Source organism: Nonomuraea sp. NPDC048916 (genome assembly GCF_040649575.1).
Classification (GTDB): domain Bacteria; phylum Actinomycetota; class Actinomycetes; order Streptosporangiales; family Streptosporangiaceae; genus Nonomuraea.
In genome coordinates, this window is the sequence record NZ_JBEZFS010000017.1 from 25,533 (window position 1) to 48,910 (window position 23,378).

The 23,378-nt window shown below is 71.7% G+C and carries 20 protein-coding genes; 14 read left to right on the forward strand and 6 right to left on the reverse strand.

Features of this window, described 5'->3' with window-relative positions; genetic code table 11:
* Window position 1: 1 nt before the first annotated feature.
* Complete coding sequence (gene hrcA, locus AB0C16_RS19715; protein ID WP_357684802.1) at window positions 2–1,015, reverse strand: heat-inducible transcriptional repressor HrcA; 1,014 nt, start codon at window positions 1,013–1,015, stop codon at window positions 2–4.
* Between the two features lie 154 nt (window positions 1,016–1,169).
* Between hrcA and AB0C16_RS19720 the strand changes: the two genes are divergently transcribed.
* The 3 genes from AB0C16_RS19720 to AB0C16_RS19730 are packed head-to-tail and all read left to right on the forward strand — an operon-like array spanning window position 1,170 to window position 3,651.
* On the forward strand, window positions 1,170–2,069 hold the full coding sequence (locus AB0C16_RS19720) for a hypothetical protein (RefSeq protein ID WP_357684804.1): 900 nt from the start codon (window positions 1,170–1,172) through the stop codon (window positions 2,067–2,069).
* A 17-nt stretch (window positions 2,070–2,086) separates the two neighbouring features.
* The gene (locus AB0C16_RS19725) at window positions 2,087–2,899 is read left to right on the forward strand and encodes a DUF3097 domain-containing protein (protein WP_357684806.1); all 813 of its coding nucleotides are present in this window, start codon (window positions 2,087–2,089) and stop codon (window positions 2,897–2,899) included.
* Complete coding sequence (locus AB0C16_RS19730; protein WP_357684808.1) at window positions 2,896–3,651, forward strand: DUF4870 domain-containing protein; 756 nt, start codon at window positions 2,896–2,898, stop codon at window positions 3,649–3,651. The genes AB0C16_RS19725 and AB0C16_RS19730 overlap by 4 nt, the downstream gene beginning before the upstream one ends.
* On the opposite strand, the gene hemW is transcribed toward AB0C16_RS19730, so the two are convergent.
* A complete protein-coding gene (hemW, locus tag AB0C16_RS19735; RefSeq protein ID WP_357684810.1) occupies window positions 3,644–4,864 on the reverse strand; it encodes a radical SAM family heme chaperone HemW in 1,221 nt (406 codons plus the stop codon). The genes AB0C16_RS19730 and hemW overlap by 8 nt on opposite strands.
* 102 nt (window positions 4,865–4,966) lie before the next feature.
* On the opposite strand from hemW, the gene AB0C16_RS19740 reads away from it, so the two are divergent.
* A complete protein-coding gene (locus tag AB0C16_RS19740) occupies window positions 4,967–6,211 on the forward strand; it encodes a glycoside hydrolase family 18 protein (protein WP_357684812.1) in 1,245 nt (414 codons plus the stop codon).
* A gap of 81 nt (window positions 6,212–6,292) precedes the next feature.
* On the opposite strand, the gene AB0C16_RS19745 is transcribed toward AB0C16_RS19740, so the two are convergent.
* Together AB0C16_RS19745 and AB0C16_RS19750 are read right to left on the reverse strand one after the other, a co-directional pair.
* Window positions 6,293–6,928, reverse strand: a complete 636-nt coding sequence (locus tag AB0C16_RS19745; RefSeq protein ID WP_357684814.1) for an MOSC domain-containing protein — start codon at window positions 6,926–6,928, stop codon at window positions 6,293–6,295.
* Window positions 6,929–7,013: 85 nt separating this feature from the next.
* The gene (locus AB0C16_RS19750; RefSeq protein ID WP_357684816.1) at window positions 7,014–7,343 is read right to left on the reverse strand and encodes a hypothetical protein; all 330 of its coding nucleotides are present in this window, start codon (window positions 7,341–7,343) and stop codon (window positions 7,014–7,016) included.
* A gap of 165 nt (window positions 7,344–7,508) precedes the next feature.
* Here AB0C16_RS19750 and AB0C16_RS19755 point away from each other — a divergent pair, with 165 nt between their 5' ends.
* Both AB0C16_RS19755 and AB0C16_RS19760 read left to right on the forward strand, forming a co-directional pair.
* Window positions 7,509–8,138 (forward strand): ABC transporter ATP-binding protein, encoded by a 630-nt coding sequence (locus AB0C16_RS19755; RefSeq protein WP_357684818.1) that lies wholly within the window; start codon window positions 7,509–7,511, stop codon window positions 8,136–8,138.
* A gap of 37 nt (window positions 8,139–8,175) precedes the next feature.
* Window positions 8,176–9,657 (forward strand): DUF6297 family protein, encoded by a 1,482-nt coding sequence (locus tag AB0C16_RS19760; protein WP_357684820.1) that lies wholly within the window; start codon window positions 8,176–8,178, stop codon window positions 9,655–9,657.
* A 125-nt stretch (window positions 9,658–9,782) separates the two neighbouring features.
* Here AB0C16_RS19760 and lepA read toward each other — a convergent pair whose 3' ends face one another.
* Window positions 9,783–11,612: a translation elongation factor 4 gene (gene lepA / locus AB0C16_RS19765; protein WP_357684822.1), complete on the reverse strand. Its 1,830-nt coding sequence runs from the start codon at window positions 11,610–11,612 to the stop codon at window positions 9,783–9,785.
* 55 nt (window positions 11,613–11,667) lie between these two features.
* Between lepA and AB0C16_RS19770 the strand changes: the two genes are divergently transcribed.
* The 6 genes from AB0C16_RS19770 to AB0C16_RS19795 all read left to right on the forward strand — a co-directional run bounded on the left by AB0C16_RS19770 (window position 11,668) and on the right by AB0C16_RS19795 (window position 20,586).
* Window positions 11,668–12,660: a glycosyl hydrolase family 18 protein gene (locus tag AB0C16_RS19770; RefSeq protein WP_357684824.1), complete on the forward strand. Its 993-nt coding sequence runs from the start codon at window positions 11,668–11,670 to the stop codon at window positions 12,658–12,660.
* Window positions 12,661–12,791: 131 nt separating this feature from the next.
* The gene (rpsT, locus tag AB0C16_RS19775) at window positions 12,792–13,061 is read left to right on the forward strand and encodes a 30S ribosomal protein S20 (RefSeq protein ID WP_357684826.1); all 270 of its coding nucleotides are present in this window, start codon (window positions 12,792–12,794) and stop codon (window positions 13,059–13,061) included.
* Window positions 13,062–13,273: 212 nt separating this feature from the next.
* Window positions 13,274–16,363 carry an ABC transporter permease gene (locus AB0C16_RS19780; protein ID WP_357684828.1) on the forward strand — a complete coding sequence of 1,030 codons (3,090 nt, stop codon included), beginning with the start codon at window positions 13,274–13,276 and terminating at the stop codon, window positions 16,361–16,363.
* Complete coding sequence (locus AB0C16_RS19785; protein ID WP_357684830.1) at window positions 16,360–18,978, forward strand: FtsX-like permease family protein; 2,619 nt, start codon at window positions 16,360–16,362, stop codon at window positions 18,976–18,978. Before AB0C16_RS19780 ends, AB0C16_RS19785 begins: the two co-directional genes overlap by 4 nt.
* A gap of 8 nt (window positions 18,979–18,986) precedes the next feature.
* Entirely contained in the window at window positions 18,987–19,898 is a 912-nt protein-coding gene (locus AB0C16_RS19790) for an ABC transporter ATP-binding protein (RefSeq protein ID WP_357684832.1), read from the forward strand.
* Complete coding sequence (locus tag AB0C16_RS19795; RefSeq protein WP_357684834.1) at window positions 19,888–20,586, forward strand: ABC transporter ATP-binding protein; 699 nt, start codon at window positions 19,888–19,890, stop codon at window positions 20,584–20,586. The genes AB0C16_RS19790 and AB0C16_RS19795 overlap by 11 nt, the downstream gene beginning before the upstream one ends.
* 199 nt (window positions 20,587–20,785) lie before the next feature.
* Here the strand turns inward: AB0C16_RS19795 and holA are convergent, their stop codons facing one another.
* Window positions 20,786–21,757, reverse strand: a complete 972-nt coding sequence (gene holA / locus AB0C16_RS19800; protein ID WP_357684836.1) for a DNA polymerase III subunit delta — start codon at window positions 21,755–21,757, stop codon at window positions 20,786–20,788.
* Between the two features lie 154 nt (window positions 21,758–21,911).
* On the opposite strand from holA, the gene AB0C16_RS19805 reads away from it, so the two are divergent.
* Together AB0C16_RS19805 and AB0C16_RS19810 are read left to right on the forward strand one after the other, a co-directional pair.
* A complete protein-coding gene (locus AB0C16_RS19805) occupies window positions 21,912–22,067 on the forward strand; it encodes a transposase (protein ID WP_357685255.1) in 156 nt (51 codons plus the stop codon).
* On the forward strand, window positions 22,060–23,238 hold the full coding sequence (locus AB0C16_RS19810; protein ID WP_357684838.1) for a transposase: 1,179 nt from the start codon (window positions 22,060–22,062) through the stop codon (window positions 23,236–23,238). The genes AB0C16_RS19805 and AB0C16_RS19810 overlap by 8 nt, the downstream gene beginning before the upstream one ends.
* Window positions 23,239–23,378: the final 140 nt, after the last annotated feature.

The window sequence follows — 23,378 nt, forward strand, 5'->3', positions numbered from 1 at the left end:
CTTATGATGCAGCCAGGATCTGGCTGACGTAGCGTGCCACCGCGCGTACGGCGCCCATTGTCACGGGATAGTCCATCCTTGTGGGACCCAGCACGCCGAGCCGGGCCAGTTGCTTGTCGCCAGAACCGTATCCGGTCGCGACGATGGACGTGCCGTGGAGATACGGGTTTTCGGAGCCGATGCGCACAGTGAGCGCGGACGGGATGTCTGTGGAAGTCTCGCCGAGCAACCGCATGAGCACGACCTGCTCCTCCAGCGCTTCGAGCACGTCGCGCAGGCCGGTGGTGAAGTCGGCGCCCGCGAGGTTGGCCGCGCCGGCGAACACGATCTTCTCGTCGTGGCGCTCGACGAGCGTCTCGAGCAGCACCGAGAGGATCGTCGCCACCGCGGGCCGGTCCTCGACCGGCAGCCGCTCGGGCAGGTCGGCCACCTGCTCGGGCACGCTGCTCAGGCCGCAACCGTCGAGACAGGAATTGAGCACCGTGCGCAGGTTGGCGATGCGGGTGTCGTCCACCACCTCGGGCAGCTCGATCACCCGCTGCTCGACGCGGCCGGTGTTGGTGATGAGCACGAGCATGACGCGCCGCTCGCTCAACGGCACGAGCTCGACGTGCCTGACCGTCGAGCGGGTCAGCGTCGGGTATTGCACCACCGCGACCTGCCTGGTCAGCTGCGCGAGCAGCCGCACGGTGCGGGTCACCACGTCGTCGAGGTCGACGGCGCCCGCGAGGAACGTCTCGATCGCCCTGCGCTCCGCCCCGGAGAGCGGTTTGACCTGCGAGAGCCGGTCGACGAACAGGCGGTAGCCCTTGTCGGTCGGCACGCGGCCCGCGCTGGTGTGCGGCTGGGTGATGTAACCGTCTTCCTCCAGCGCGGCCATGTCGTTTCGGACCGTCGCGGGAGAGACCTTCAGATTGTGGCGCTCGGCGAGCGCCTTGGAACCCACCGGTTCGTTGGTGGACACGTAGTCTTCGACAATGGCGCGGAGCACCGCCAGCTTCCGTTCGTCGAGCACGTGCTCACCTCCTGCCTCTTGCCTAGCGGAAACGACAGGTCTAGCACTCTGTGTTCCCGAGTGCCAAGTGTACGGCTCTCACCCACAAGGTGCGATAACACCTGTCCATCCTGCTGCTAGCGTCTGTTGACCTCCAGGCCCCAGACTGACCGACATGACCGAAGAATCCCAGCCTCCGTCCTACGGCCCCCCGCCGGGGCCGGGTCCGCATCCCGGTCAGGGCCCTCCGTACGGCCAGCCGGTCTACGGACAGCAGCCGGGCTACGGGCAGCCACAGTACGGGCCCCAACCAGGGCAGCCTCAGTACGGCCAGCCACAGGGCCAGCCGCAATATGAGCAACCGCAGTACGGCCAGCCACCGTATGGGCAACCGCAGCACGGGCAACCGCACTACGGGCAGCCTCCGCAGGGCCCGCCGCAATACGCGCCACAGTACGGCGACCAGCCGTACGCTCCCGGGCCCTTCAGCGGGCCACCGCAGTTCACCCCGCCGGTGGACCCCAAGCTGGTCAGGCCGAAACTGTGGTGGATCGCGATCGGCTGGGCCGTCGCGCTGGTCTGCGTGGCGGCCGGCGCGGTCCTGTTCGTCACCAGCATCTCCAGCACCGCCGGAAACCTGGCCCCCTCGCCGACGTTCGCGTCCGGCGAAAGCGTCACGGTGCCGATCAACCCGGCCGACCAGCCGGTGATCTACCTGACCAGTGCCACGCGGGTGCACTACACCTGCCAGATCTCCGGCGGTCCTGGGCAGGCCAGGCTCGCCAACACGCCGTCCAACCAGACGGTCACGATCGGCTCCACCCGGTGGCAGCTCATCCTCGTGATCAACGCGCCCGCGCAGGGCGACTACCAGCTCACCTGCGCGACACAGGAGCAGGCCGACGCGCGGTTCGGCGTGGGCCGGGACATCTCCTCGGCCGCGGGCGGGCTCGTGGGCGGCGTGGCCGCGCTGCTGCTCATCCCGGGGCTCGGCGTGCTCGTCGGCGTCGTCGTGACGATCGTGGTCCTGGTAAGGCGGAGCGGCAGCCGCAAGCGCCTCGCGGCGGCGGGGTGATTTGCTACGGTCCCCATGTGTACGAGGGTGATGTTCTCCGGGGAAACTGGCGGCGTCCGGGCAAGGGCAAGATCCCGCAGGTGCCCGCGGAGCCGGATCTGGTCGTGGAGGACGCCGGCAGCGGCTTCTGCGGCGCGGTGGTGGCCTGCGACAAGGAGGCCGTCACGCTGGAAGACCGCTTCGGCAGGCGGCGGCTGTTCCCGCTGGCGCCCGCCGCCTTCCTGCTGGACGGCAAGGCGGTGACGCTGACCCGCCCGGCAGCGCCGGCCGCCGCCCCCGAGCCGAGGCGCAGCGCGTCGGGCTCGATCACCGTCGAGGGGCTGCGGGCGAGGGTGGCCAGGCAGAGCCGCATCTACGTCGAGGGCGTGCACGACGCCGCCCTGGTGGAGAAGATCTGGGGTCACGACCTTCGGGTCGAAGGGGTGGTGGTCGAATACCTGGAGGGCGTCGACGACCTCCCCGCGATCGTGGAGGAGTTCGGGCCCGAGCCCGGACGCAGGCTGGGCGTGCTGGTCGACCACCTGGTGCCCGGCTCCAAGGAGAGCCGGATCGCCGCCCAGGTGACCTCTCCGCACGTGCTCATCGTCGGGCATCCGTTCGTCGACATCTGGCAGGCGGTCAAGCCTTCCGCGCTGCGCATCCCCGGCTGGCCGGACGTGCCGCGCGGAGTGCCGTGGAAGGAGGGCGTGATCGCCGCCCTGGGCTGGCGCATGGAGCCGGCCGACGCGTGGCGGCGGATCCTCGGCGCCGTCTCGACCTACGCCGACCTGGAACCCGAACTACTCGGCCGGGTCGAGGAACTGATCGACTTCGTTACGGAGGCACCATGAGCCAGGACCCGCCCCAACAGCAGCCGGACGACGACGCCACGCGGCGCATCTCGCAGTCGGACATCCCGCACCAGGGCTCGGGGCCTCAGCACCCCGGCTACCAGCCCGGCTCCACGCCGGGCTACCAGCCCCAGCCGGGCTCCAGCCCACAGCCGGGCTACCAACCCCAGCCCGGCTCCGTTCCTCACCCGGGGCACGAGCAGCCCGGTTATCGGCCGCAGCCCGGCTCCAGCCCCCAGCCCGGCTCCGGCCCCCAGCAGGGGTACGGCCCCCAGCAGGGATATGGCGGGCAGGGCTACGGTTACGGGCAGCCGCCCACGCCGCCGCCCGGCTACGAGCAGCCCGGATACGGCTACCAGCAGCATCCCGGCCAGGGCTACGGGGTCCCGCAGCAGCGGCCGCCGCACGTGCCCGGACGCTACGGCCCGCGGCCCGGCTCCGACGACACCACGATGGCGATGCTCGCCCACCTGCTCGGCCTGCTGGTCTCCTGGGTCGGCCCGCTGATCATCTACCTGATGAAGAAGGACGAGTCGCCCTACGTCCGCGACCAGGCGGCCGAGGCGCTCAACTTCCAGATCACGATGTTCATCGGCTATCTGGTGGCCGGGCTGCTGACGGTCGTCCTGATCGGGCTCCTGCTGCTCCCAGTCGTCTGGATCGTGTCGCTGATCTTCCACATCCAGGCCGCGATCGCCGCCAACAAGGGCGAGAACTACCGCTACCCGATCGCCATCCGCCTGGTCAGCTGACCAGGTCGCGCACCAGCGCGTCGGCCAGCAGCCGTCCCTTCAGGGTGAGCACCATCCGCCCCGCCTTGAAGGGCTCCGGCTCCAGCAGCCCGCCGCCGAGCGCGGTCGCGACGACCCGGCGGACGCCCGGAGCCACGTCGGCGAGCGGGTAGCCGGACGCCAGCCGGAGCTCCAGCATCAGGCGTTCGGTCTCTCGGTCCTCGGTGGCGAGCACCTCGCGCGCGTGGGCGGGTGAGACCCCGTCGGCCAGTCGCCGCGCGTAGGCGGCCGGGTGCTTGACGTTCCACCAGCGGGTGCCGCCGACGTGGCTGTGCGCGCCGGGGCCCGCGGCCCACCAGTCGCCGCCGGTCCAGTAGAGCAGGTTGTGCAGGCACCTCGCCTCGTCGGAGGTCGCCCAGTTGGACACTTCGTACCAGCGGAAACCGGCCTTCTCCAGCATCTCGTCGGCGATCTGGTAGCGGTCGGCGGCCACGTCGTCGTCGGGCATCGGCAGCTCGCCGCGCCCGATCCTGGCGGCCAGCCTGGTGCCCTCCTCCACGATGAGCGAGTAGGCGGAGACGTGGTCGGGCCCGGCCTCGATCGCGGCGGCCAGCGAGGCGCGCCAGTCGTCGTCGGTCTCCCCCGGTGTGCTGTAGATCAGATCGAGGTTGACGTGCTCGAACCCGGCCTTTCGTGCTTCGAGCACGGCCTGCGCGGCCCGGCCGGGCGTGTGGCGCCGGTCGAGGACCTTGAGCACGTGCTCGCGGGCGCTCTGCATGCCGAAGCTGACCCGGGTGAAGCCCGCCTCGCGGAGCTCCTCCAGGTAGGCGGGGTCGACCGACTCGGGGTTGGCCTCCGTGGTCACCTCGGCGCCCGGCGAGACCCCGAACTCCGTGTCGATCGCGGCCAGGATCCTGCCCAGGTCGGCGGCGGGCAGCAGGGTGGGTGTGCCGCCGCCGAAGAACACGGTCCGCACCGGCAGGTCGGCGTCTCCCAGCACGCGCCGCGCGAGCCGTACCTCTTCGATCGCGGTGTCGGCGTAGTCGCGGTGTGAGGCGCCGGGGCCGAGCTCGGACGCGGTGTAGGTGTTGAAGTCGCAGTAGCCGCAGCGCGTCACGCAGAACGGCACGTGCACGTAGAAGCCGAACGGGCGCGAGCCGAGGTCGCGCAGCGCGCTCTCGGGCAGCTCTCCGGTGGAGGGCGCGGGATCGCCGTCGGGCAGGGTGGATGGCACACCTCCAGTCTGCCCGTTGCCATTGACTGCCCGATCCCACCGGCCTACGATCCGTCCTACTTATAGGAAAGTTTCCTATAAGTAGGTTCCGGGAGCCGCCTCGTGAAGAAGCTTCTGATCGCACTCTCCCTCTTACTCGGCCTCTCGGCGGTCGCCGTGCCCGCCGAGGCGCACACCGGGTTCAAACGGGTCGCCTACTTCATCCAGTGGGGTGTCTACGGCCGCGACTATCACGTCAGGGACATGGACGCCAGCGGGGCCGCGGCCAAGCTCACGCACGTCAACTACGCCTTCGGCTTCGTCAACGCCGAAGGCTCCTGCTACTCGGCCGACCCGTGGGCCGACTGGCAGCGCCCGGTGCCCGCCGAGCAGAGCGTGGACGGCGTGGCCGACCAGCCGGGCCAGGCGCTCAACGGCAACCTCAACCAGTTGCGCAAGCTGAAGGCCAGGCATCCGCACCTGAAGACGCTGATCTCGCTGGGCGGCTGGACCGGGTCCGCGCACTTCTCCGACGCCGTGCTGACCGCCGAGTCGCGGGCCAGGCTGGCCCGCTCGTGCGTCGACCTGTGGATGCGCGGCAACCTGCCCGGGCTGGAGCCCGGGGCGGCCGCCGGCGTGTTCGACGGCATCGACCTGGACTGGGAGTGGCCCGGATCGTCCGGCGCCGAGGGCAACACCATCCGCCCCGAGGACAGGCGCAACTTCACGCTGTTCGTCGAGGAACTGCGCTCTCAGCTGCGCGCCTACTCCGGCTCCTCGCTGCTGACCGCCTTCCTGCCGGCCGCCGCAGCCAAGATCGACGCGGGGTTCGAGGTCGGGCGGGTGTTCAGGCAGCTCGACTTCGCCACCGTCCAGGGGTACGACCTGCGCGGCAGCTGGGAGACGCGGACCGGGCACCACGCCAACCTGCTCACCGACCGGCGTGACCCCAACCCGGTGCGCTACAGCGTGGACCAGACCGTGCGCGACTACCTCTCGCGGGGCGCGCCCGGGCGCAAGCTGGTGATCGGGGTCCCCGCCTACGGCCAGGGCTGGACCGGGGTGACGGGCGGCGGCGACGGCCTCTACCAGCCCGCCACCGGCCCCGCGCCGGGCAAGTGGGCCGCGGGCACCGAGGACTACAAGGACCTGGTGACCAAGCCGGGCAAGCGGCACCGGGACCTGCGCACCGGAGCGCTCTGGTTGTACGACGGCAATGAGTTCTGGTCGTACGACGATCCGGCGGTGCTCGTGCAGAAGGCCGCCTACATCCGGCTCAAGGGGCTCGGTGGGTCGATGATGTGGTCGATCGACCAGGACGACGACCGCGCCTCCCTGACCGCCGCCCTGTATTCGGTGCTCAGGTAGGCCCTGTGGCGCGCCCTGCCGGGTGCGCCACATCCACCCCGGCCGCCGCGCGCCCGAGGCGCGGCGGACGCGGACATGACATCAGGAAACGCCGGCGCCCAGGACGCGTACCGCGACCTTGTCCCAGCCGGCGGCGTGAGACGGAATGGCGAGGATGCGCCGCATCAGCTCCTTGTCTCCGTGGTAGGCCTGGAACGACTCGGCGACGGTCACGCTGTCGGCGGGCCGCGACACGATCTCCACCGCGTCGCCCACGCCGAGCTCACCGAGCTCCACCACCCTGAGGTAGGCCCCGGGGCGCCCGGCCTGGGTGAACCGTTTGATCCACCCGGTCTCGTCCATCCAGTTGCGGAAGACGACGCAGGGCACCCGGGGGGAGGTCACCTCCAGCAGAGTCGTGCCGACCCGCCAGCGCTCCCCGAGCAGCGCGCCGTTGACGTCGACCCCTGAGGTCGTGAGGTTTTCGCCGAACCGGCCGTCGGGCAGCTCACGCCCGAGCTGCCGCTCCCACCAGTCGTAGTCTTCCCTGGCGTAGGAGTAGACAGCTTGACTGGACGCGCCATGGTTGTGCTTGTCGGCCCGCTCGTCACCGGCCAGCCCGTTGTCGTGGACCGGCACCCGATGGGTCACCGGCGTCTTGCCGATGGCCGTCCACCCGAGCTTGCCGGCCCACTCTGCCTTTACCGCTTGCCCGACATTTACCGAGATAACACGCATACTCCTGACGCTAATCGAGCCCTGTCCTCGGCAGCGATCGAATATCAACCGGTTTCTCGCGCCACCGGGGCCCGCGAGCCCCCCGTCAGCCCTGATGCCACGGCCCGGTGGCGGCGGCGCCGGAGGCGGCGAGCTGGAGCCGCGACCCGGCGTCGAACCCGGCCAGTTGTAAGAGCGTCCGCAGCGCGGCCTCCCTGGTCTCCTCCACCGACTCGCCCCGCTCGCCGAAGCAGTCGGCGGCCACGTCGAGCACTGCCATGACCACCGCCGCGTCGGGGTAGGGCACGTCGACCAGGACGGTGCCGTCCGCCGCCACCTCCGTGGGAGTCAGGTGCAGCCGCAGCAGCCGGCGCAACTCCTCTGCCATCGCGACCCCCAGCACGGCGGCGCGCTCGAATTGCTCAGCAGCTATCACGTGGACCTCCAGTCGCAAGAGTGTTCGAGACAGAAGGTAGACGGCGCCACCGACAGAATCCCCGGCGCACACGGGCTTCCGGCGCATCCCGGTGTCACCGGCCGGCGCGCGGAACCGTCGCCTCGGCCCGGCGCGCCAGGCTCGGTCGATGAGTACGCTCGAACGGTGTCCGAGAAGATCATCGCTGTCGACGGCCTCAGCGTCGAGCTCGGCGGCAACCCCGTTCTGAGACAGGTGTCCCTGACCGTCGCCCAGGGCGAGCTCGTCGCCGTCGTCGGGCCGAACGGGTCAGGGAAGTCCACCCTCCTCCGCTGTCTGGCCGGATTGCAGCCCCGCACCGGCGGCCGGGTGCGGGTGTTCGGCGTGCCCCCCGCCGACGACTCCGCTTTCTGGCGCGAGGTGGCGCTGGTGGCTGACGAGCCCGCGTGGTACCCGGGGCTCACCGGCCGCGAGCACCTGGAGCTCGTGCACGCGGTGTACGGCGACCCGCGCATGACGGTCGACGTCGCGCTGGACCTGTTCGAACTGGGCGAGCGTGCGGACGCCCCGCCGCTGAACCTGTCCACGGGCCAGCGCCAGCGGCTCTCGCTCGCCGCCGCGTTGCTCAGGCCGAGCCGGCTGCTCCTGCTGGACGAGCCGGAGCGCGGACTGGACGCCGCCTTCCGGGTCCGGCTGGCCCGGCTCCTCGAGGAATACACCGCGGAGGCGGGAACCGTGATCATGGCCACGCACGACGCCGGCCTGGCCGCGCTAGGGCGCCGCGTCTCACCGTCCTCCGGGCAGGTGACCGCGTGAGCACGCCATGTCCCGCCGACTCCCGTGGGGGTGGGGGGTGAGCGCGACACCGGGGTCGGCGCGGGCCTTCATCCGGTCGCGCCGCCCAACCTCCGCGAGCCTGCTCGACCGCTATGTGGCCGTGTTCGCGACCGTGCTGGCCGTCGCGGTGCTGGGCGAACCCGTCTCCGCCGCGGTGGCAAGCATGGCCGGGCAGGCCGAGCCCGCCGCGGTGGGTGCGGGCGCGGCGCTCGTCCTGCTCGCCTACGCGGGCTTCATCGCCGTGGCCCGCGCCTCGGGGCCCGTGGCGGTGCCCGCCGCCGACGCCGCCTGGCTGGTCCTGTCGCCGCTGAACCGGCGCGGCGTGCTCAGCCGCACGGCACGCGTCCTGCTGCTGGTCGCGGTCGTGGTGGGGGCGGCGCTGGGGCTGGGCCTGCTGCTCGTACTCGGCGCGCCCGACCAGCTGGTCTGGCGGCTGGTCGCCGCGGTCGTCCTCGGCGTCTCGGCGACCGCGGGCGCGATGGCGATGGCCGTCCTGGCCCAGGTGTCCCAGACGTGGAACAGCTGGTTGACCGCCGCGCTGGTCACGCTGTGCGCGCTGGCCGTGGTGGCGGCGAGCGGTCAGCTCCGCGCCGCGCTCACCATCGCCGGCGGCGCGCCCATGGCGGCCGTGGCCGCCGTCGCCTCCGCCGCCGTGATCGCCGCCTCCCTGCCGGCACGGCTCGCCTGGGCAGCGCTTGACCGCATGCCGGCTCGTGCCGTGCTGGCCGCCTCGACGCGGGTGGGACACGTGGCGACGGCCGCCGTGACCCTGGATCCCGGCGCACTGACCTGGCTGGCCGAGGACAACCACTGGCGGGCGAGGAGACTGCGATCGAGGCCGTGGCCGTCGCTCCCCGCGCCTCTCGCGCTGGCCTGGCACGACTGGCGCCGTGCCGGCCGCCGCCCGGGACGCCTGGCGGTCATCCTCGCCTCCACCGCGCTGCCTGCCGTACTGGCGCAGGCGGGAGCCCCCACCGCGGCGGGAGCGAGCGTGCTGGCCGGAGCGATGGCGGTGGCCGCGACGAGCACATCCGGCGCCCGCAGGGACGGCGAGAACCCGAGCCTGGCGCGGCTCACGGGGGTCGGCCGCCGCCCGGCGCTCGCCGCGCGTGCTCTGCTGCCCGCGTTGCTGAGCGGCGCCTGGACGGCCGCGGCGCTGGCCGGATTGACCCTGACCGGAGGACTGCCCGCCGGGGCGTGGTGGCTGTTCGGCCCGCTGACGGCTCCGGCCGTCGCGGCGGGAGCACTGCGGATGGCCCGCCGAAACCCGATCGACCACTCGCTGCCGGTCATCGACACCCCGGGCGGCGCCATCCCCTCAGGGCCCGTCATCTGGGCGTTGACCGGCGTCGACCTCGCCCTGCTCGGCTGCCTGCCCGCGCTGGCCGCACTGGTGGCCCCGCCGGACGCACCGGCCACCCTCCTCGCCGCGCAGGCGGCGCTGGGCGTGGCCGTGCTCACGGGATATCTGCTGCGCGTCAAGCCGGAAAGGAGGTAGCACCGGCCGGCGATGTGCGGGGATCGTCAGGCGGACGGCGCCGAAGCGCCGTCCGCCACCAGTGCGGCGACCACGCCCGCTGGGAGTGCCCGCGCGCGGCCCGGGCTCTGACTTGGCGCGGCGGGCTACTTCTTGGGCTTGTCGCCGCTGGAGTCGGTGGACAGCGCGGCGACGAAGGCCTCCTGGGGCACCTCGACCCGGCCGACCATCTTCATCCGCTTCTTGCCCTCCTTCTGCTTCTCCAGCAGCTTGCGCTTACGGGAGATGTCGCCGCCGTAGCACTTGGCCAGGACGTCCTTGCGGATGGCGCGGATGTTCTCGCGGGCGATGACCCGGGCGCCGATGGCGGCCTGGATCGGCACCTCGAACTGCTGCCGGGGGATCAGCTCGCGCAGCTTCTTGGCCATGTCGACGCCGTAGGTGTAGGCCTTGTCCTTGTGCACGATGGCGCTGAACGCGTCGACCGGCTCGCCCTGCAGCAGGATGTCTACCTTGACGAGGTCGGACTCCTGCTCGCCGGCGGGCTCGTAGTCCAGCGAGGCGTAGCCGCGGGTGCGCGACTTGAGCTGGTCGAAGAAGTCGAAGATGATCTCGCCGAGGGGCAGCGTGTAGCGGATCTCGACGCGGTCCTCCGACAGGTAGTCCATGCCGAGCAGCTGGCCGCGCCTGCCCTGGCAGATCTCCATGATCACCCCGATGAACTCGGCCGGGGCCAGGATCGTCGACTTGGTGATCGGCTCGAAGACCTGCGCGATCTTGCCGCCGGTGGGGAACTCCGAGGGGTTGGTGACGGTCAGCTCGCTGCCGTCCTCCATGACCACCCGGTAGACGACGTTGGGCGCGGTGGAGATCAGCGTCAGGTCGAACTCCCGCTCGAGCCGCTCACGGATGATCTCCATGTGCAGCAGGCCCAGGAAGCCGACGCGGAAACCGAACCCGAGCGCGGCCGAGGTCTCCGGCTCGTAGACGAGGGAGGCGTCGTTGAGCTGGAGCTTGTCGAGCGCCTCGCGCAGCTCCGGATACTGGTCGCCGTCGATCGGATACAGGCCGGAGAACACCATGGGGCGGGGATGGTCGTAGCCCGCCAGCATCTCCCCGGCGGGCTTGACGACCGTGGTCACGGTGTCGCCGACCCGCGACTGGCGCACGTCCTTGACGCCGCTGATCAGGTAGCCGACCTCGCCGACGCCCAGCCCCAGCTCGGACGGCTTGGGCTCGGGCGAGATGACGCCGATCTCGAGCGTCTCGTGCGCGGCCTTGGTGGACATCATGAGAATGCGCTCGCGCTTGCCCAGGTGGCCGTCGATCACCCGCAGGTAGGTCACGACGCCCCGGTAGGTGTCGTAGACGGAGTCGAAGATCAGCGCGCGGGCGGGCGCTTCGGCGTCGCCGATGGGCGGCGGGACCGTCTGGACCACGTGGTCGAGCAGCTCGCGCACGCCCACGCCGGACTTGCCCGACACCCGCAGCACGTCGGACGGGTCGCAGCCGATCAGGCCGGCCAGCTCCTCGGCGAACTTCTCCGGCTGCGCCGCGGGCAGGTCGATCTTGTTGAGCACCGGGATGATGTGCAGGTCGTTGTTCATCGCCAGGTAGAGGTTGGCCAGCGTCTGCGCCTCGATGCCCTGGGCGGCGTCGACCAGCAGGATCGCGCCCTCACAGGCCTGCAGCGACCGCGAGACCTCGTAGGTGAAGTCGACGTGGCCGGGCGTGTCGATCATGTTGAGCACGTGGCCGTCCCACGGCAGCCGCACCGCCTGGGACTTGATCGTGATGCCGCGCTCGCGCTCGATGTCCATCCGGTCGAGGTATTGGGCGCGCATGGAGCGGTCGTCGACCACGCCGGTGATCTGCAGCATCCGGTCGGCAAGGGTCGACTTGCCATGGTCGATATGCGCGATGATGCAGAAGTTGCGGATCAACGCGGGGTCGGTCTGGCCAGGCTGAGTGCGCACCGAAGCTCGTTTCGACTGGGTTGAGGTCAAGCGTCTTTCATGGTGACATGCCCGGATGATTGCCCGAACCGTCATCCACCGCGGCCTGCGCCTGATCGCGCTTGCCTTGGTCATCGTGGTCGCGCTGCTCGGCCTCCTAGCCGGCGCGTACCGGCTCCAGTTTACCGGTGACCCGGCGGCCTGGGCGAAGAGCACCGGCAACGACGCCCTCTGGATGGGCCACATGTGGGTGGACGGCCGCCGTACGGAGAAGGACGTCAAGGACCTGGCGGTGCGGCTGGGCCGTACCGGGATCAAGGACCTGTACGTTCACTCCGGCCCCTTCGGGTACGACGGCCGCCTCGATCCCGCCAGATACCCCAACGCCCGAAATTTCGTCCAATGGGTGAAGAAGTATCTCCCCGGCGTCCGCGTCTCCGCCTGGCTCGGCCAGAAGGTCAACGGCGGCCGCCTCGACCTGGACGACCCCCGTTCCAGGGAGAACGTGCTGAACGGCGCCGCCGCCATCATGAAGACCGGCTTCGACGGCATCCACTACAACTTCGAGCCCATCGGCGACGACGACACCAGCTTCCTCGACCTGCTGGAGAAGACCAGGCGGCACACCGGCCTGCTGTCCACCTCGACCCCGCAGATCGAGCCCTATCCCCTGATGCGCACCGCGTTCAGAGTCGCCAGAGGCCACGACAAGTACTGGTCGCAGGCGTACTTCCGGCAGGTCGCCGACCGCGTCGACCAGGTGGCGGTCATGACCTACGACTCGGGCCTGCCCCTGGAGGCCCTGTACGGCGGCCATGTCGTACGGCAGGCGAAGCTGGCCCTCGACCTGGTCCCCGAGGACAAGGCGGTGTTCGTGGGCGCCCCCGCCTACCACGACCACGGCGTCGCGTGGAGCGACGCGGCGGAGAGCGTGGCCACGGCCGCGCGGGGCGCCAAGCTGGCCCTGTCGGAGCACGGCGCCCGCGAAAGGTTCGGGCTGGCACTCTACGTCGACTTCGCCGCCACGGAGGAGGACTGGAGGGAGTACGCTACCGAGTGGCTGACCTGATTCCAGCACACCCGGGCCGTTGATTTGAGCGACGACCTGGGTTATTGGTAATCTGGTCAACTGCGTGTGGCGCGCCCTCTCTCGAGCCCGCGCGCCCCATCCATCACCAAGACTTTCACCGAGGCTTCTTCGTGGCGAACATCAAGTCCCAGATCAAGCGCAACAAGCAGAACGAGAAGGCCCGCATGCGCAACAAGGCGGTCAAGTCTTCCCTGAAGACGGCTGTCCGCAAGTTCCGTGAGGCCGCCGAGCAGGGTGACACCGAGCAGGCCGTCGCGCTCCAGCGCGCCGCCGCCCGCCAGCTGGACAAGGCCGTCAGCAAGGGCGTCATCCACAAGAACCAGGCTGCCAATCGCAAGTCCGCGATCGCCAAGCAGGCCGCCTCTCTGGCCGCCAAGTAATCCCTGGTTCCATCGAGCGCCGCACTCCGACAGGGGTGCGGCGTTTCCGTCTGCCCATACCTCACTGAGATGGGCATGGCAACCGGGTTGTGTCACAGTTTCGATATCACATGCGCATCGCCGCGGCGCATCGGCTGTGTCACCGTTGGAAAGATCCCTTGCCACGCATCGGTCCGTTGCCCAAGGTTCACCTAACGGGTGAAGGGGGTCACATGCGGGGGCCGCTGGTGGTCAAGCGCGCGTTCAGCGAGCCGTTACTCCTGCTGGCCGCGTTCGGCTCGATCCTGCTGGCCACCACCACGCTGGTCGCCCTGACCATGTACGCCTCCTCCATCGCCGAGGCGGGCGTCCGCCGCACGATGGAGACCGCCACCCTCGGCCAGGTCGCCGCGACCGTCGGCGCCCCGGTGACGGCCGGCACGTTCCCCCGGCTGGACCAGGCCGTACGCGCCCGGTTCGGCGAAGCGTACGCCGGAGCGCCCACCGACATCACGACCAGCTTCCGCTCCGACTCCTACGTGCTCCCCGGCCACGAACGCCGCGAGCGGCCCGAGCTGCTCAGGTTCGGCGGCTACGACGGCCTCGACCGGCACGCCAGGCTCGTCTCCGGCGCCTGGCCCGGCGGCTCGGGCGAGAAGGACGGGGCGGTCGAGGCGGCGATCTCGCTGTCGGCGGCCTCCGCGACCGGGTTCGAGGCCGGTCAGGAGTTCACCACCGAGGGCCGCCTCGACCGCGAGCCGGTCACGGTCCGCATCACCGGCGTCTTCCAGCTGAACGACCCGTTCGGCGACCGCTGGGACGGCGAGGAGCTGCTCAGCCGGGGCGTCGAAGCCGGCGAGTACACCACCTACGGCCCGCTCATGGTGTCGCGCGAGACGTTCCTCGGCCGCTTCGCCACCAACGTCAACGCGACCTGGACGGCGGTCCCCGACCTGCGCGCGCTGGCTCCGGAGCAGCTGCGCCCGCTCGCCGGCCGGGTGGCCGAGCTCCGTTCGGCGTTGCACGCGAACGGCTGCGGCTCCTGCACCGCGGCCAGCCGGCTGCCCGACCTGCTCTCCCAGCTCGGCACCGCCTCCCTGGTCGCGCGCTCGACCATGCTCATCCCGGTGCTGCAACTGCTGCTGCTGTCCGGCTACGCGCTCATGCTGACCGCCCGGCTGCTCGCCGACCACCGCCGCATGGAGATCGCGCTGCTGCGCTCGCGCGGCGCGGGCACGCCGCGGCTGGCGTCCCTGGCCGGGGGTGAGGCGCTGCTGGTGGCCGTCCCGTGCGCGGTCATCGCGCCGTTCCTCGGCCCGCCGCTGCTGGCACTGGTCAACTCGCTGCCCTGGATCAGGGCCTCGGGGGTGCGGCTTTCGCCGCCCGTCGATCTCGGCGCGTTCCTCGTCTCGTTCGGCGTCGCCCTGGCCGCGGCCGTGCTGCTCGTGCTGCCGGCGCTCGCGGGCGCGCGCCGTACCTATGTGGAGGAGCAGTCGGCGCGCGGGCGCGGCGGCGGGCGCGGGCTGATCGAGCGGGCGGGCGCGGACCTGGCGCTGCTGGTGGTGGCCGGGCTGGCCATCTGGCAGCTGCGCCACTACGGCGCGCCGGTCACCACCACGGCCGGCGGCGACCTGGGCATCGACCCGCTGATCATCTCCGGGCCCGCGCTGGCGCTGCTCACCGGCGGCATGCTGGGGCTGCGCCTCGTCCCGCGCGTCTCGAAGCTCGCCGAGCGGCTGACCAGCCGGCGGCCCACGCTCGCTCCCGCGCTCGGCGCCTGGCAGGTGAGCAGGCGCCCGCTCAAGTACGCCGGGCCGGCGTTGCTGCTGACGATGGCGATCGCGATCGGCATCGTGTCCATGGCCACGGCGGCCACCTGGCGCGCCTCGCAGCAGGACCAGGCCCGCCACCAGGCCGGGGCCGACCTGCGGATCTCGGGGCCGCCCGACGGGCCGGAGCTGGGCTGGTTCGGCCGGGGGACGGCGTTCGCCGCGCTGCCGGGCGTCACGACCCTCTCCCCCGCCTTCCGCGGGCAGGTCGAGTTCGGCGGTGAGGCCGCCGTGCTGCTCGGGCTCGACGCGGCCAAACTCGGCGAGGTGTTCCAGCTCCGCCCCGACCTGTCGGCGCAGCCGGTCGAGCGGCTGGCGCACGGGCTCCGCGGCGGCAGCCCACCCGCCCCCGCGCTGGAGCTCCCCGGCCGGCCCGCCACGCTGACCATGCGGGTGCGGACGGACAGGGCGACGCCACTGCGGCTGGTCATCTCCGACCGGCTCGACGTGTGGCGCGAGCTGCCGCTGGGCATGCTGCGCACCGGCGACAACCGGATCGAGGTGGACCTCACGGCGCTGGCCGGGCGGAGCGGGAAGATCACCTACCCGCTGTCGATCCGCGGCCTCGTCGCCGACCGGCTCCAGGCCGGCGCCCCGATGGTCACGCTGACCGGCCTCAGCGCCGACGGCACGCCCGTCTCCGGCACCATGGACGTCGTCGGATCGCAGCCGGTGGAGCTCGCCCGGAGCGCGTCCTCGACGGCCTGGCCGCTTTCCGTGGTGCTCACCGCCGACCTCGCCGCCACGCTCGACCTGTCCACCGGCGCGGTCGGACGAGTCAGCCTGGACCGCAGGATCATCGAGATCAGGGTGACCGGCATCGTCGACCGGATGCCGACCACGGCGCCCCACCAGCAGGCCGTGCTCGTCGACTGGGGCGATCTGCAGGCCAGCGGGCTCGGGGCCGGGCAACCGGCCAGGCCGGCGACCGAATGGTGGCTCGCCGCCGAGGGCGGCGACGCCGGGCCCGCGCGCGCCGCGCTGAAGCGCAGTCCCGGGTGGGACGTCACCGTCGTCGACCAGCGCGCGCTCGCCGCCGAACTCCAGGACGACCCGCTGGCCAGCGGCCTGCAGGGGGCGCTGATCCTCGGCTTCCTGGCGGCGCTGGTGTTCGCGGTTCTCGGGTTCCTGGTCAACGCCACGGTCGCGGCCAGGGAGCGGATGGCGGAGTTCACCATCCTGCGCGCGCTCGGCGTGAGCTTCCGGCAGGTGTTCGGGCTGCTGGCGATCGAGCAGGCGTTCGTCATCGGGCTGTCGCTGGCCGCCGGGACCGTGCTCGCGATCGTGGTCGGGGCCCTGGTGGTGCCGCACATCGTGCTCACCGGGCAGGCGTCGGCCGTCACGCCCGGCGTGGTGCTCGACATCCCGTGGCTCGCGACCGCCGCCATGCTGGTGGCGGTGGCCGTGGTGCTGTTCGCCATCGTCGCCGGGCTGGCGCGGCACCTGCGCGGGCAGGGGCTGGGCCGCGCGCTCCGCATCGGGGAGGACCAGTGAGGATCCTGCCGCTCGCCCGGGTGCACCTCGGCACGGTGACCGTGCTCGCGCTGCTCACGCTGAGCGCCTGCCTGCTCGTCGCCGGGCTGCCCCGGCTCGTGCAGGGCTCGTTCGACGGCGCGCTGCGCGAGTCGCTGCGCGGCGCGGGGGCGGAGCAGGTCGATCTGACCGTGCAGGTCATGACGAGATCACGGGAGGAGGACCTGGTCCGGCGCGACCAGTTCGGCTCCAGGGACGAGGAGTTCCGCGCGCTCCTGCCCCCGCCGCTGCGGCCGGTCGTGCTGCCGGCCGGCACGTCCACCGGCCACGCCAGCGCCAAGACGTACGACACGCCGGTCCGCGGGTCGGGCGGGATGAGGTTCGTCAACCTCGGCTGGCTGTCCGACGCCGACCGGCGGGTCCGCTGGATCGACGGCAGGGCTCCCGGCGCTCCCTCCACCATGGCATACGAGAAGGCGACCATCCCGGTGTTCGAGGTGGGCATCGTCGAGGAGGCCCGCGCCAAGATGGGCCTTCGGCTCGGCGACGTGGAGATCATCGGGGAGAGCAATCCCGCCGCAGTCAAGATCGTCGGTGTGTTCGCGGCCAACGACCCCGCCGACCGCTACTGGAGCCATCACGGCGACGTGCTGCACGTCACCGAGACGCAGCCGCCCGGCAAGCTGGACCCGGAGAGGCGCACGACCGCGCTGATCCCCGACAGCGGCCTGGCCGTGCTGAGCGGCGCCGACCGCAACCTGTTCTACGGCTGGGTCCTGCCGGTCGCCCCGGAGGCGTTCACGTCGCTCGAGGTGCCCGAGGTCAACGCCGCGATCACCGCCTTCGGCCGCGGGGTCACGCTGCAGTCGGCGAGCGCGTTCAGCCAGACCCGGCTGGAAACCGGCCTGCCCGAGCTGCTGACCGGTTTCCTCGCCGCGATGGCCACCGCGCGGACCGTGATGTTCCTGGTGCTCGGCGGCCTGCTGGTGGTGGCCCTCGGCGTGATCGTGCTGGCCGTACAACTGCTGGTCGAGAGGATGGACCACGCGCTGGCGCTGGCGCGGGCGCGCGGCGGGTCGCTCCGGCAGGTCGCGGGCGCGGGCGCGGCACTGGTGGCGCTCGTCGTGGGGCCCGCGGCGCTGGCCGGCTACGCCCTGTCCTACCTGGTCCCGGGGCCGGTGCTCTGGATCGTGCACGCCGGGCCCGCGCTGGTCGTCGTCACGGCCGCCGGATTCGCCGCCGCGCGGCTGGCGCTCACGCACCGCGCGCCGCTGCACGAACGCCGCGACGACGTGGTCTTCGCCCGCCCGTCGGCCAGGCGGATCACGCTGGAGGTGCTGGTCGTGGTGCTCGCGCTGGCCGGCGCCTACCTGCTGCGCAGCCGTAGCCTGACCGCCCGGGGCGCCGGGGACGATCCGTTCCTGCTGTTCGTGCCGATCGCCCTGACGGTCGCCGCCGCGCTGATCACGATCCGCTGCTACCCCTATCCGCTGCGCCTGCTCGTACGCCTGGCCGCCCGCCGCCGGCCGGCCGTTCCGTTCCTGGGGCTGACCAGGGCGGCGCGGGCGCGTTCCGGCAGCGTGCTGCCGGTGCTGATCCTGCTGCCGGCGCTCGGCGTCTCGGTGTTCGCGTCGGTGATCTCCGGCGGCATCACCGACACCCAGCGGCTGGCGGCCTGGCAGAACGCGGGGGCGCCGATCAGGCTGACCTCGGCCGTAGAGCTGCCGGCCGACGCCGTCGAACGGGTGCGCCGGGTGCCGGGCGTGGAGCTCGTCGTGCCCGCCCAGACGTCCCAGGTGCAGCTCGGCTACGGCGGCGAGCGGGCGGAGGCCGTCGCCGTCGATCTCGAAGGGTGGCGGCGGGTGCTGTCCGGCGCGCCGATCAGCGTGCCCGCCCTGCCCGGCACGCCGTCCGGCGTCACCGCCCTGGTCTCGCCCGACCTGCGCGGACGCGGCACACTCGACGTCGGCTGGCAGGCTCGCATCCAGGTCACCGAGGGCGGCGTGATCGCCTCGGTGCCGGGGTTCTTCTCCCGGGGGCCGTTCCTCGTGCTGCCCTTCGAGGTGAACCGTCGCCCGTCGGTCAACGCGTTGCTGATCAAGGGTGACGCCGACCCGGCGGCCGTGCTCAGGGCGTCCGGTTCGCCGCGTGCCACCGTGGCCACGCAGGCCGGGGAACTGACCGCGATCGAGAGCGGCCCGCTGACCACCACCGTGCGGGATGTGCTGCTCGTCACCACGATCGCGCTGGCCGCCTACGCGCTCGTCGCGGTGGTCGTCACGCTGGTGATCGGCGCGGCCGAGCGGGCCAGGGCGCTGTCGTTCCTGCGCACGCTCGGGCTGTCCGACCGGCAGGCGCAGCGGCTTACCGTGCTGGAGGTCCTCCCCATGATCCTCATCACCGCGCTCGTCGGCCTGGCGCTCGGCCTCGGCCTGCCGGCGGCGCTCGGGCCGGGCGTCGACCTGTCCTCCTACGCCGGCGGGGTGTCCGTCGGCCACTTCGACCCCGACCTGGTCACACCCGCGCTCCTCGCCGCCGGGCTCGCCACCGCGGCCGTGCTCGGCGCCTACGTCCACACCGCCATCAGCCGCCGCCGCGCCCTCGGCGCGACGCTCCGAGTGGGTGAAGTCGCTTGAACCCGACCATGTCCGAGCTGGAAGCCCAGGCGAGCGCGGAACGGACCGCCTTCGGCGGCGACGCGCACATCGTCTGCGACAATCTGGTACGCATCTACAAGACCGAAGGCGTCGAGGTGGTCGCCCTGCAAGGGCTCGACCTGCTCATCCAGCGCGGCGAGCTGGTCGCCATCGTGGGCGCGTCGGGCTCGGGCAAGTCGACGCTGCTCAACGTGCTGTCCGGCCTCGACGTGCCCACCGCCGGTGTGGCCAGGGTCGCGGGCATGGACCTGCTGGCGATGACCGCCAAGGACCGGCTGCGCTACCGGCGCGAGGTGGTCGGATTCATCTGGCAGCAGACCGCGCGCAACCTGCTCCCCTACCTGAACGCGCGGGAGAACGTCGAGCTGCCCATGAAGCTGGCCGGCAAGGCCCGCCGCGGCCGCGCGCTCGAACTGCTCGAACTGCTCGGCGTCGGCGACCGTGCCGGCCGCGGACCGGCCGAGCTGTCCGGCGGCGAGCAGCAGCGCGTGGCCATCGCGGTCGCCCTGGCCAACTCCCCGCAGCTCATCCTGGCCGACGAGCCGACCGGCGAGCTCGACAGCGAGACCTCGGGCCAGGTGTTCGACGCGCTGCGCAAGGCCAACAGGGAGCTGGGCGTGACCGTGGTCATCGTGACCCACGACCCGCTCGTGTCGGAGCAGGTCGACCGGACGATCGGCATCCGCGACGGGCGCACCAGCAGCGAGACGCTGCGCCGGGAGGACTCCGAGGGACAGCTCGTGGCGGAGGAGTACGCGGTGCTCGACCGCGTGGGCCGGCTGCAACTCCCTCGCGACTTCATGAACACCCTCAAGATGGAACGCCGGGTACGCCTCGAGCTCGAATCCGACCATATCGGCGTATGGCCGGCCCGGGAGGAGCCCACCAGTGAGCAGTGAACCGTTGGTCGTGGTGGAGGGCCTGCGCAAGGTCTACCGGACCGGGCCCAAGGAGGTCGTGGCGCTGCGGGAGGTGTCGTTCGAGGCGTTCCCCGGCGAGCTGATCGCCATCCGGGGCAGGTCGGGATCCGGCAAGACCACGCTGCTGAACCAGATCGGCGGCCTCGACCGGCCCGACGCCGGCCGCGTCGTCGTGGAGGGCCGGGAGGTCACCTCGATGTCCGAGGACGCCCTGCTGGAACTGCGCCGCGACGTGGTGGGGTTCGTGTTCCAGTCGTTCGGGCTGATCCCCGTCCTGTCGGCCGCGGAGAACGTCGGGGTGCCCATGCGGCTCCGCCGTACCCCTGTCGAGGAGCGGGAGAAGCGGATCCGCATGCTGCTCGCCCTCGTCGGGCTGGAGCAGCACGCCAACCAACGCCCCTACGAGTTGTCCGGCGGCCAGCGGCAGCGCGTCGCGATCGCCCGCTCGCTGGCCAACCGGCCGCGGCTGCTCGTCGCCGACGAGCCCACCGGGCAGCTCGACTCCCAGACGGGCCGGCAGATCATGCAGCTGCTGCGCGCCCTGGTGCGCAGCGAGGGCGTCACCGCGCTGGTCGCCACCCACGACCCCGGCCTCATCACGCTCGCGGACCGGGTGCTGGAGATTCGCGACGGAGTGCTCCGCGAGGCGGCGCTGCAGGAGTCCTGACGACCGGTTCCGCCGCCTCGGCCGGCACAGCGCCCGCCATCGGCGACCGGACCGGCGGCGGCGGCCCGCACGATCTCGGCGAAGGAGGTGAGCAGCGCCCGATCCAGCCGGCTTGGCCGCCAGCTCGTCACGGAAGAACTCGGCACAGTCGGCGGCCTCGATCTCAGCGGGCCGGTCAGCGGCCGGTGCGGCTGGCCAGTCAGCGGCCGGTGCGGCTGGCCACGATGACCTGGACGGTGTGCTCCAGCGCGTACGCGGGGTCGGCGCCGCCGCCCTTGACCTGCTCGTCGGCCTCGGCCACGGCCTGGATGGCCCGGGACAGGCCCTCGGGGCCCCAGCCGTTGAGCTGGCGCTTGACCCGGTCGATCTTCCACGGCGGCATGCCGAGATGACTCGCGAGCTGCCCGCCGCGCAGGTTGCGGGGCGCGCCGCCCACCTTGGCGATGGACCTCAGCCCACCCGCCAGCGCGCTCACCAGCAGCACCGGCGCCACGCCGGTGCCGAGCGCCCACCTGAGCTGTTCGAGGGCCTCGCCGAGCCGCCCCTCGATCGCCGAGTCGGCCACGTTGAACCCGGTGACCTCCGCGCGCCCCTTGTGGTAGCGGGCCACGGCCGTGACGTCGATCGTCTTCTGCTCGGTGTCGAACATCAACTGGCTGCACGCCGCCGCCAGCTCCCGCAGGTCGTTGCCCACGGCGTCGAGGAGCGCCTGCGCGGCGTCGGCCGAGATGGCCCGCCCGGCCCTCTTGATCTCGCCCTTGACGAAGTCGAGCCGCTCTCCCGCCTTGGTCACCTTGTTGACGGTGACGACCTGCGCCTTGGCCTTCTTGAGCCCGTCGACCAGCGCCTTGCCCTTCACCCCGCCCGGGTGCGCCAGAACGAGGACGGCGTCGTCGGAGGGGTTCGCGGCGTAGGTGACGACCTCGGCGATGACGTCCTTGACCAGATCCTGCGCGGACCGGATCACCACCACGGTCCGGTCCCCGAACAGGGACGGCGAGGTCAGCTGCGTCAGCTCGCCCTGCGTCACCTTCGACCCGACGAGATCGTGCACCTCGGCGCCCGCGTCACCGGCTCGCGCCGCCGCGACGACGACGCTCACCGCCCGCTCCGCCAGCAACTCCTCGTCGCCGACGACCAAGGTCACGAGTGCTGGATCGGTACGCGCCATCAGACTCTCCCGAGGGGACCGTCGCCTTTAGGCGACGGGGGAATCGGGAGCGGGACCGTCAGGGCCCGAGCGTGCAGTGACCTGTCCGGTCTGCGCATCAGAGGTCTCCGTTGTTTGGGCACGTTAGAGGTGTGACAGCGATAATGATCGTGTGATGCGTCAGGTGCGCACCTCCGGCTCGGCGTACGACCTCGGATACCACGTCGTGTGGTGTCTGAAGTATCGCCGCCCGGTCCTGGGCGGGCGGGTGAAATCACGCTACGTCGACACGCGGTACGAGCGGCCTGGCAAGGGCGGTGGCCGTGCGTAGGTCGTTGAAGTTCCTGCTGCGTCCCACCGCGAAGCAGGCCGCCGCGCTGACGGCGTGCCTTGAGGATCATCGCCAGCTGTACGCACTGGAGCACCGGCGTACCGCCTACCGCAAAGCGGGGGTGACGATCCGCTACGGCGACCAGTCGGCCGAGCTGAAGCACATCCGCGCTGATGACCCGGATGGGCAGGGCCGGTGGTCGTTCTCCTCCCAGCAGGCCACGCTGCGCCGCCTGGACAAGGCGTTCGCTGCGTTCTTCAAGCGGGTCCGCCAGGGCCGCACGCCCGGCTTCCCGCGTTTCAAAGGCAGAGGCTGGTTCGACACAGTCGAGTGGCCCAAGGACGGCGACGGCTGCCGGTGGGACTCCCAGCCCGAACACCCCACGGCGACCTACGTTCGCCTTCAGGGCATCGGGCAAGTGCGGGTCCACCAGCACCGGTCCGTCAAGGGCCGGGTGAAGACGATCAGCCTGAAACGGGAAGGCGAGCGCTGGTTCGTGGTGCTGTCGTGTGACGAGGTGCCCGCCGAGCCGCTGCCCGCGACGGGCGTCGTGGTCGGGCTGGACATGGGCGTGGCCTGGCTGGTGACGACCAGCGACGGCGAGCAGGTGACCAACCCGCGTCACCTGGCCGCGTCGGCCGAGCGGCTGGCCGCCGCGCAGCGTGACCTGGCCCGCGGAAAACGCGGCTCCAGACGGCGGCGTAAGGCTGTCGCCCGTGTCGTCGCGCTGCACGCCAAGGTGCGGCGGCAGCGCCTGGACGGGGCGCACAAGGCGGCCAACGCGCTGGTCGCCGGCTACGACGTGATCGTGCACGAAGCGTTGCGGATCGGGAACATGACCCGGTCGGCGTCGGGCACGGCCGAAGCTCCGGGCCGCAACGTGGCGGCGAAGTCCGGGCTGAACCGATCGATCTTGGACGCGGGCTGGGGGGTGTTCCTGACGGTCCTCGCGTACAAGGCTGAAAGCGCCAGTCGCAAGCTGATCGCGGTGAACCCCGCCGGCACCTCCCGCACCTGCACCCGCTGCGGGCATTGCGCGAAGGAGAACCGCCTCACCCAAGCCGAGTTCGCCTGTACGGCGTGCGGCCACACCGCGCACGCCGATGTGAACGCGGCGATCAACATCCTCAGGGCAGGGCTTGCCCTTCGCGACACTGCGGAAGCGGCTTAGCGAGAAGCCGCTCCCTTCAGGGAGCGGAGGAGTCACATCGAGCAGCATGCCACGCCCGGCCGCCAACCAGGTACTCGACCGTCACCGCCCACGCATCGCCGGAAACGAGAGCAGCAGGACAGCTAACCACGGCCGTGCGT

Excerpts from the sequence above, each read along its gene's own strand:
- AB0C16_RS19720 (WP_357684804.1), top strand. The coding sequence starts at position 1,170 with ATGACCGAAGAATCCCAGCCTCCGTCCTACGGCCCCCCGCCGGGGCCG.
- AB0C16_RS19730 (WP_357684808.1), top strand. The coding sequence starts at position 2,896 with ATGAGCCAGGACCCGCCCCAACAGCAGCCGGACGACGACGCCACGCGG.
- AB0C16_RS19745 (WP_357684814.1), bottom strand. The coding sequence starts at position 6,928 with ATGCGTGTTATCTCGGTAAATGTCGGGCAAGCGGTAAAGGCAGAGTGG.
- AB0C16_RS19770 (WP_357684824.1), top strand. The coding sequence starts at position 11,668 with ATGATTGCCCGAACCGTCATCCACCGCGGCCTGCGCCTGATCGCGCTT.
- AB0C16_RS19780 (WP_357684828.1), top strand. The coding sequence starts at position 13,274 with ATGCGGGGGCCGCTGGTGGTCAAGCGCGCGTTCAGCGAGCCGTTACTC.
- AB0C16_RS19790 (WP_357684832.1), top strand. The coding sequence starts at position 18,987 with ATGTCCGAGCTGGAAGCCCAGGCGAGCGCGGAACGGACCGCCTTCGGC.
- holA (WP_357684836.1), bottom strand. The coding sequence starts at position 21,757 with ATGGCGCGTACCGATCCAGCACTCGTGACCTTGGTCGTCGGCGACGAG.
- AB0C16_RS19805 (WP_357685255.1), top strand. The coding sequence starts at position 21,912 with ATGCGTCAGGTGCGCACCTCCGGCTCGGCGTACGACCTCGGATACCAC.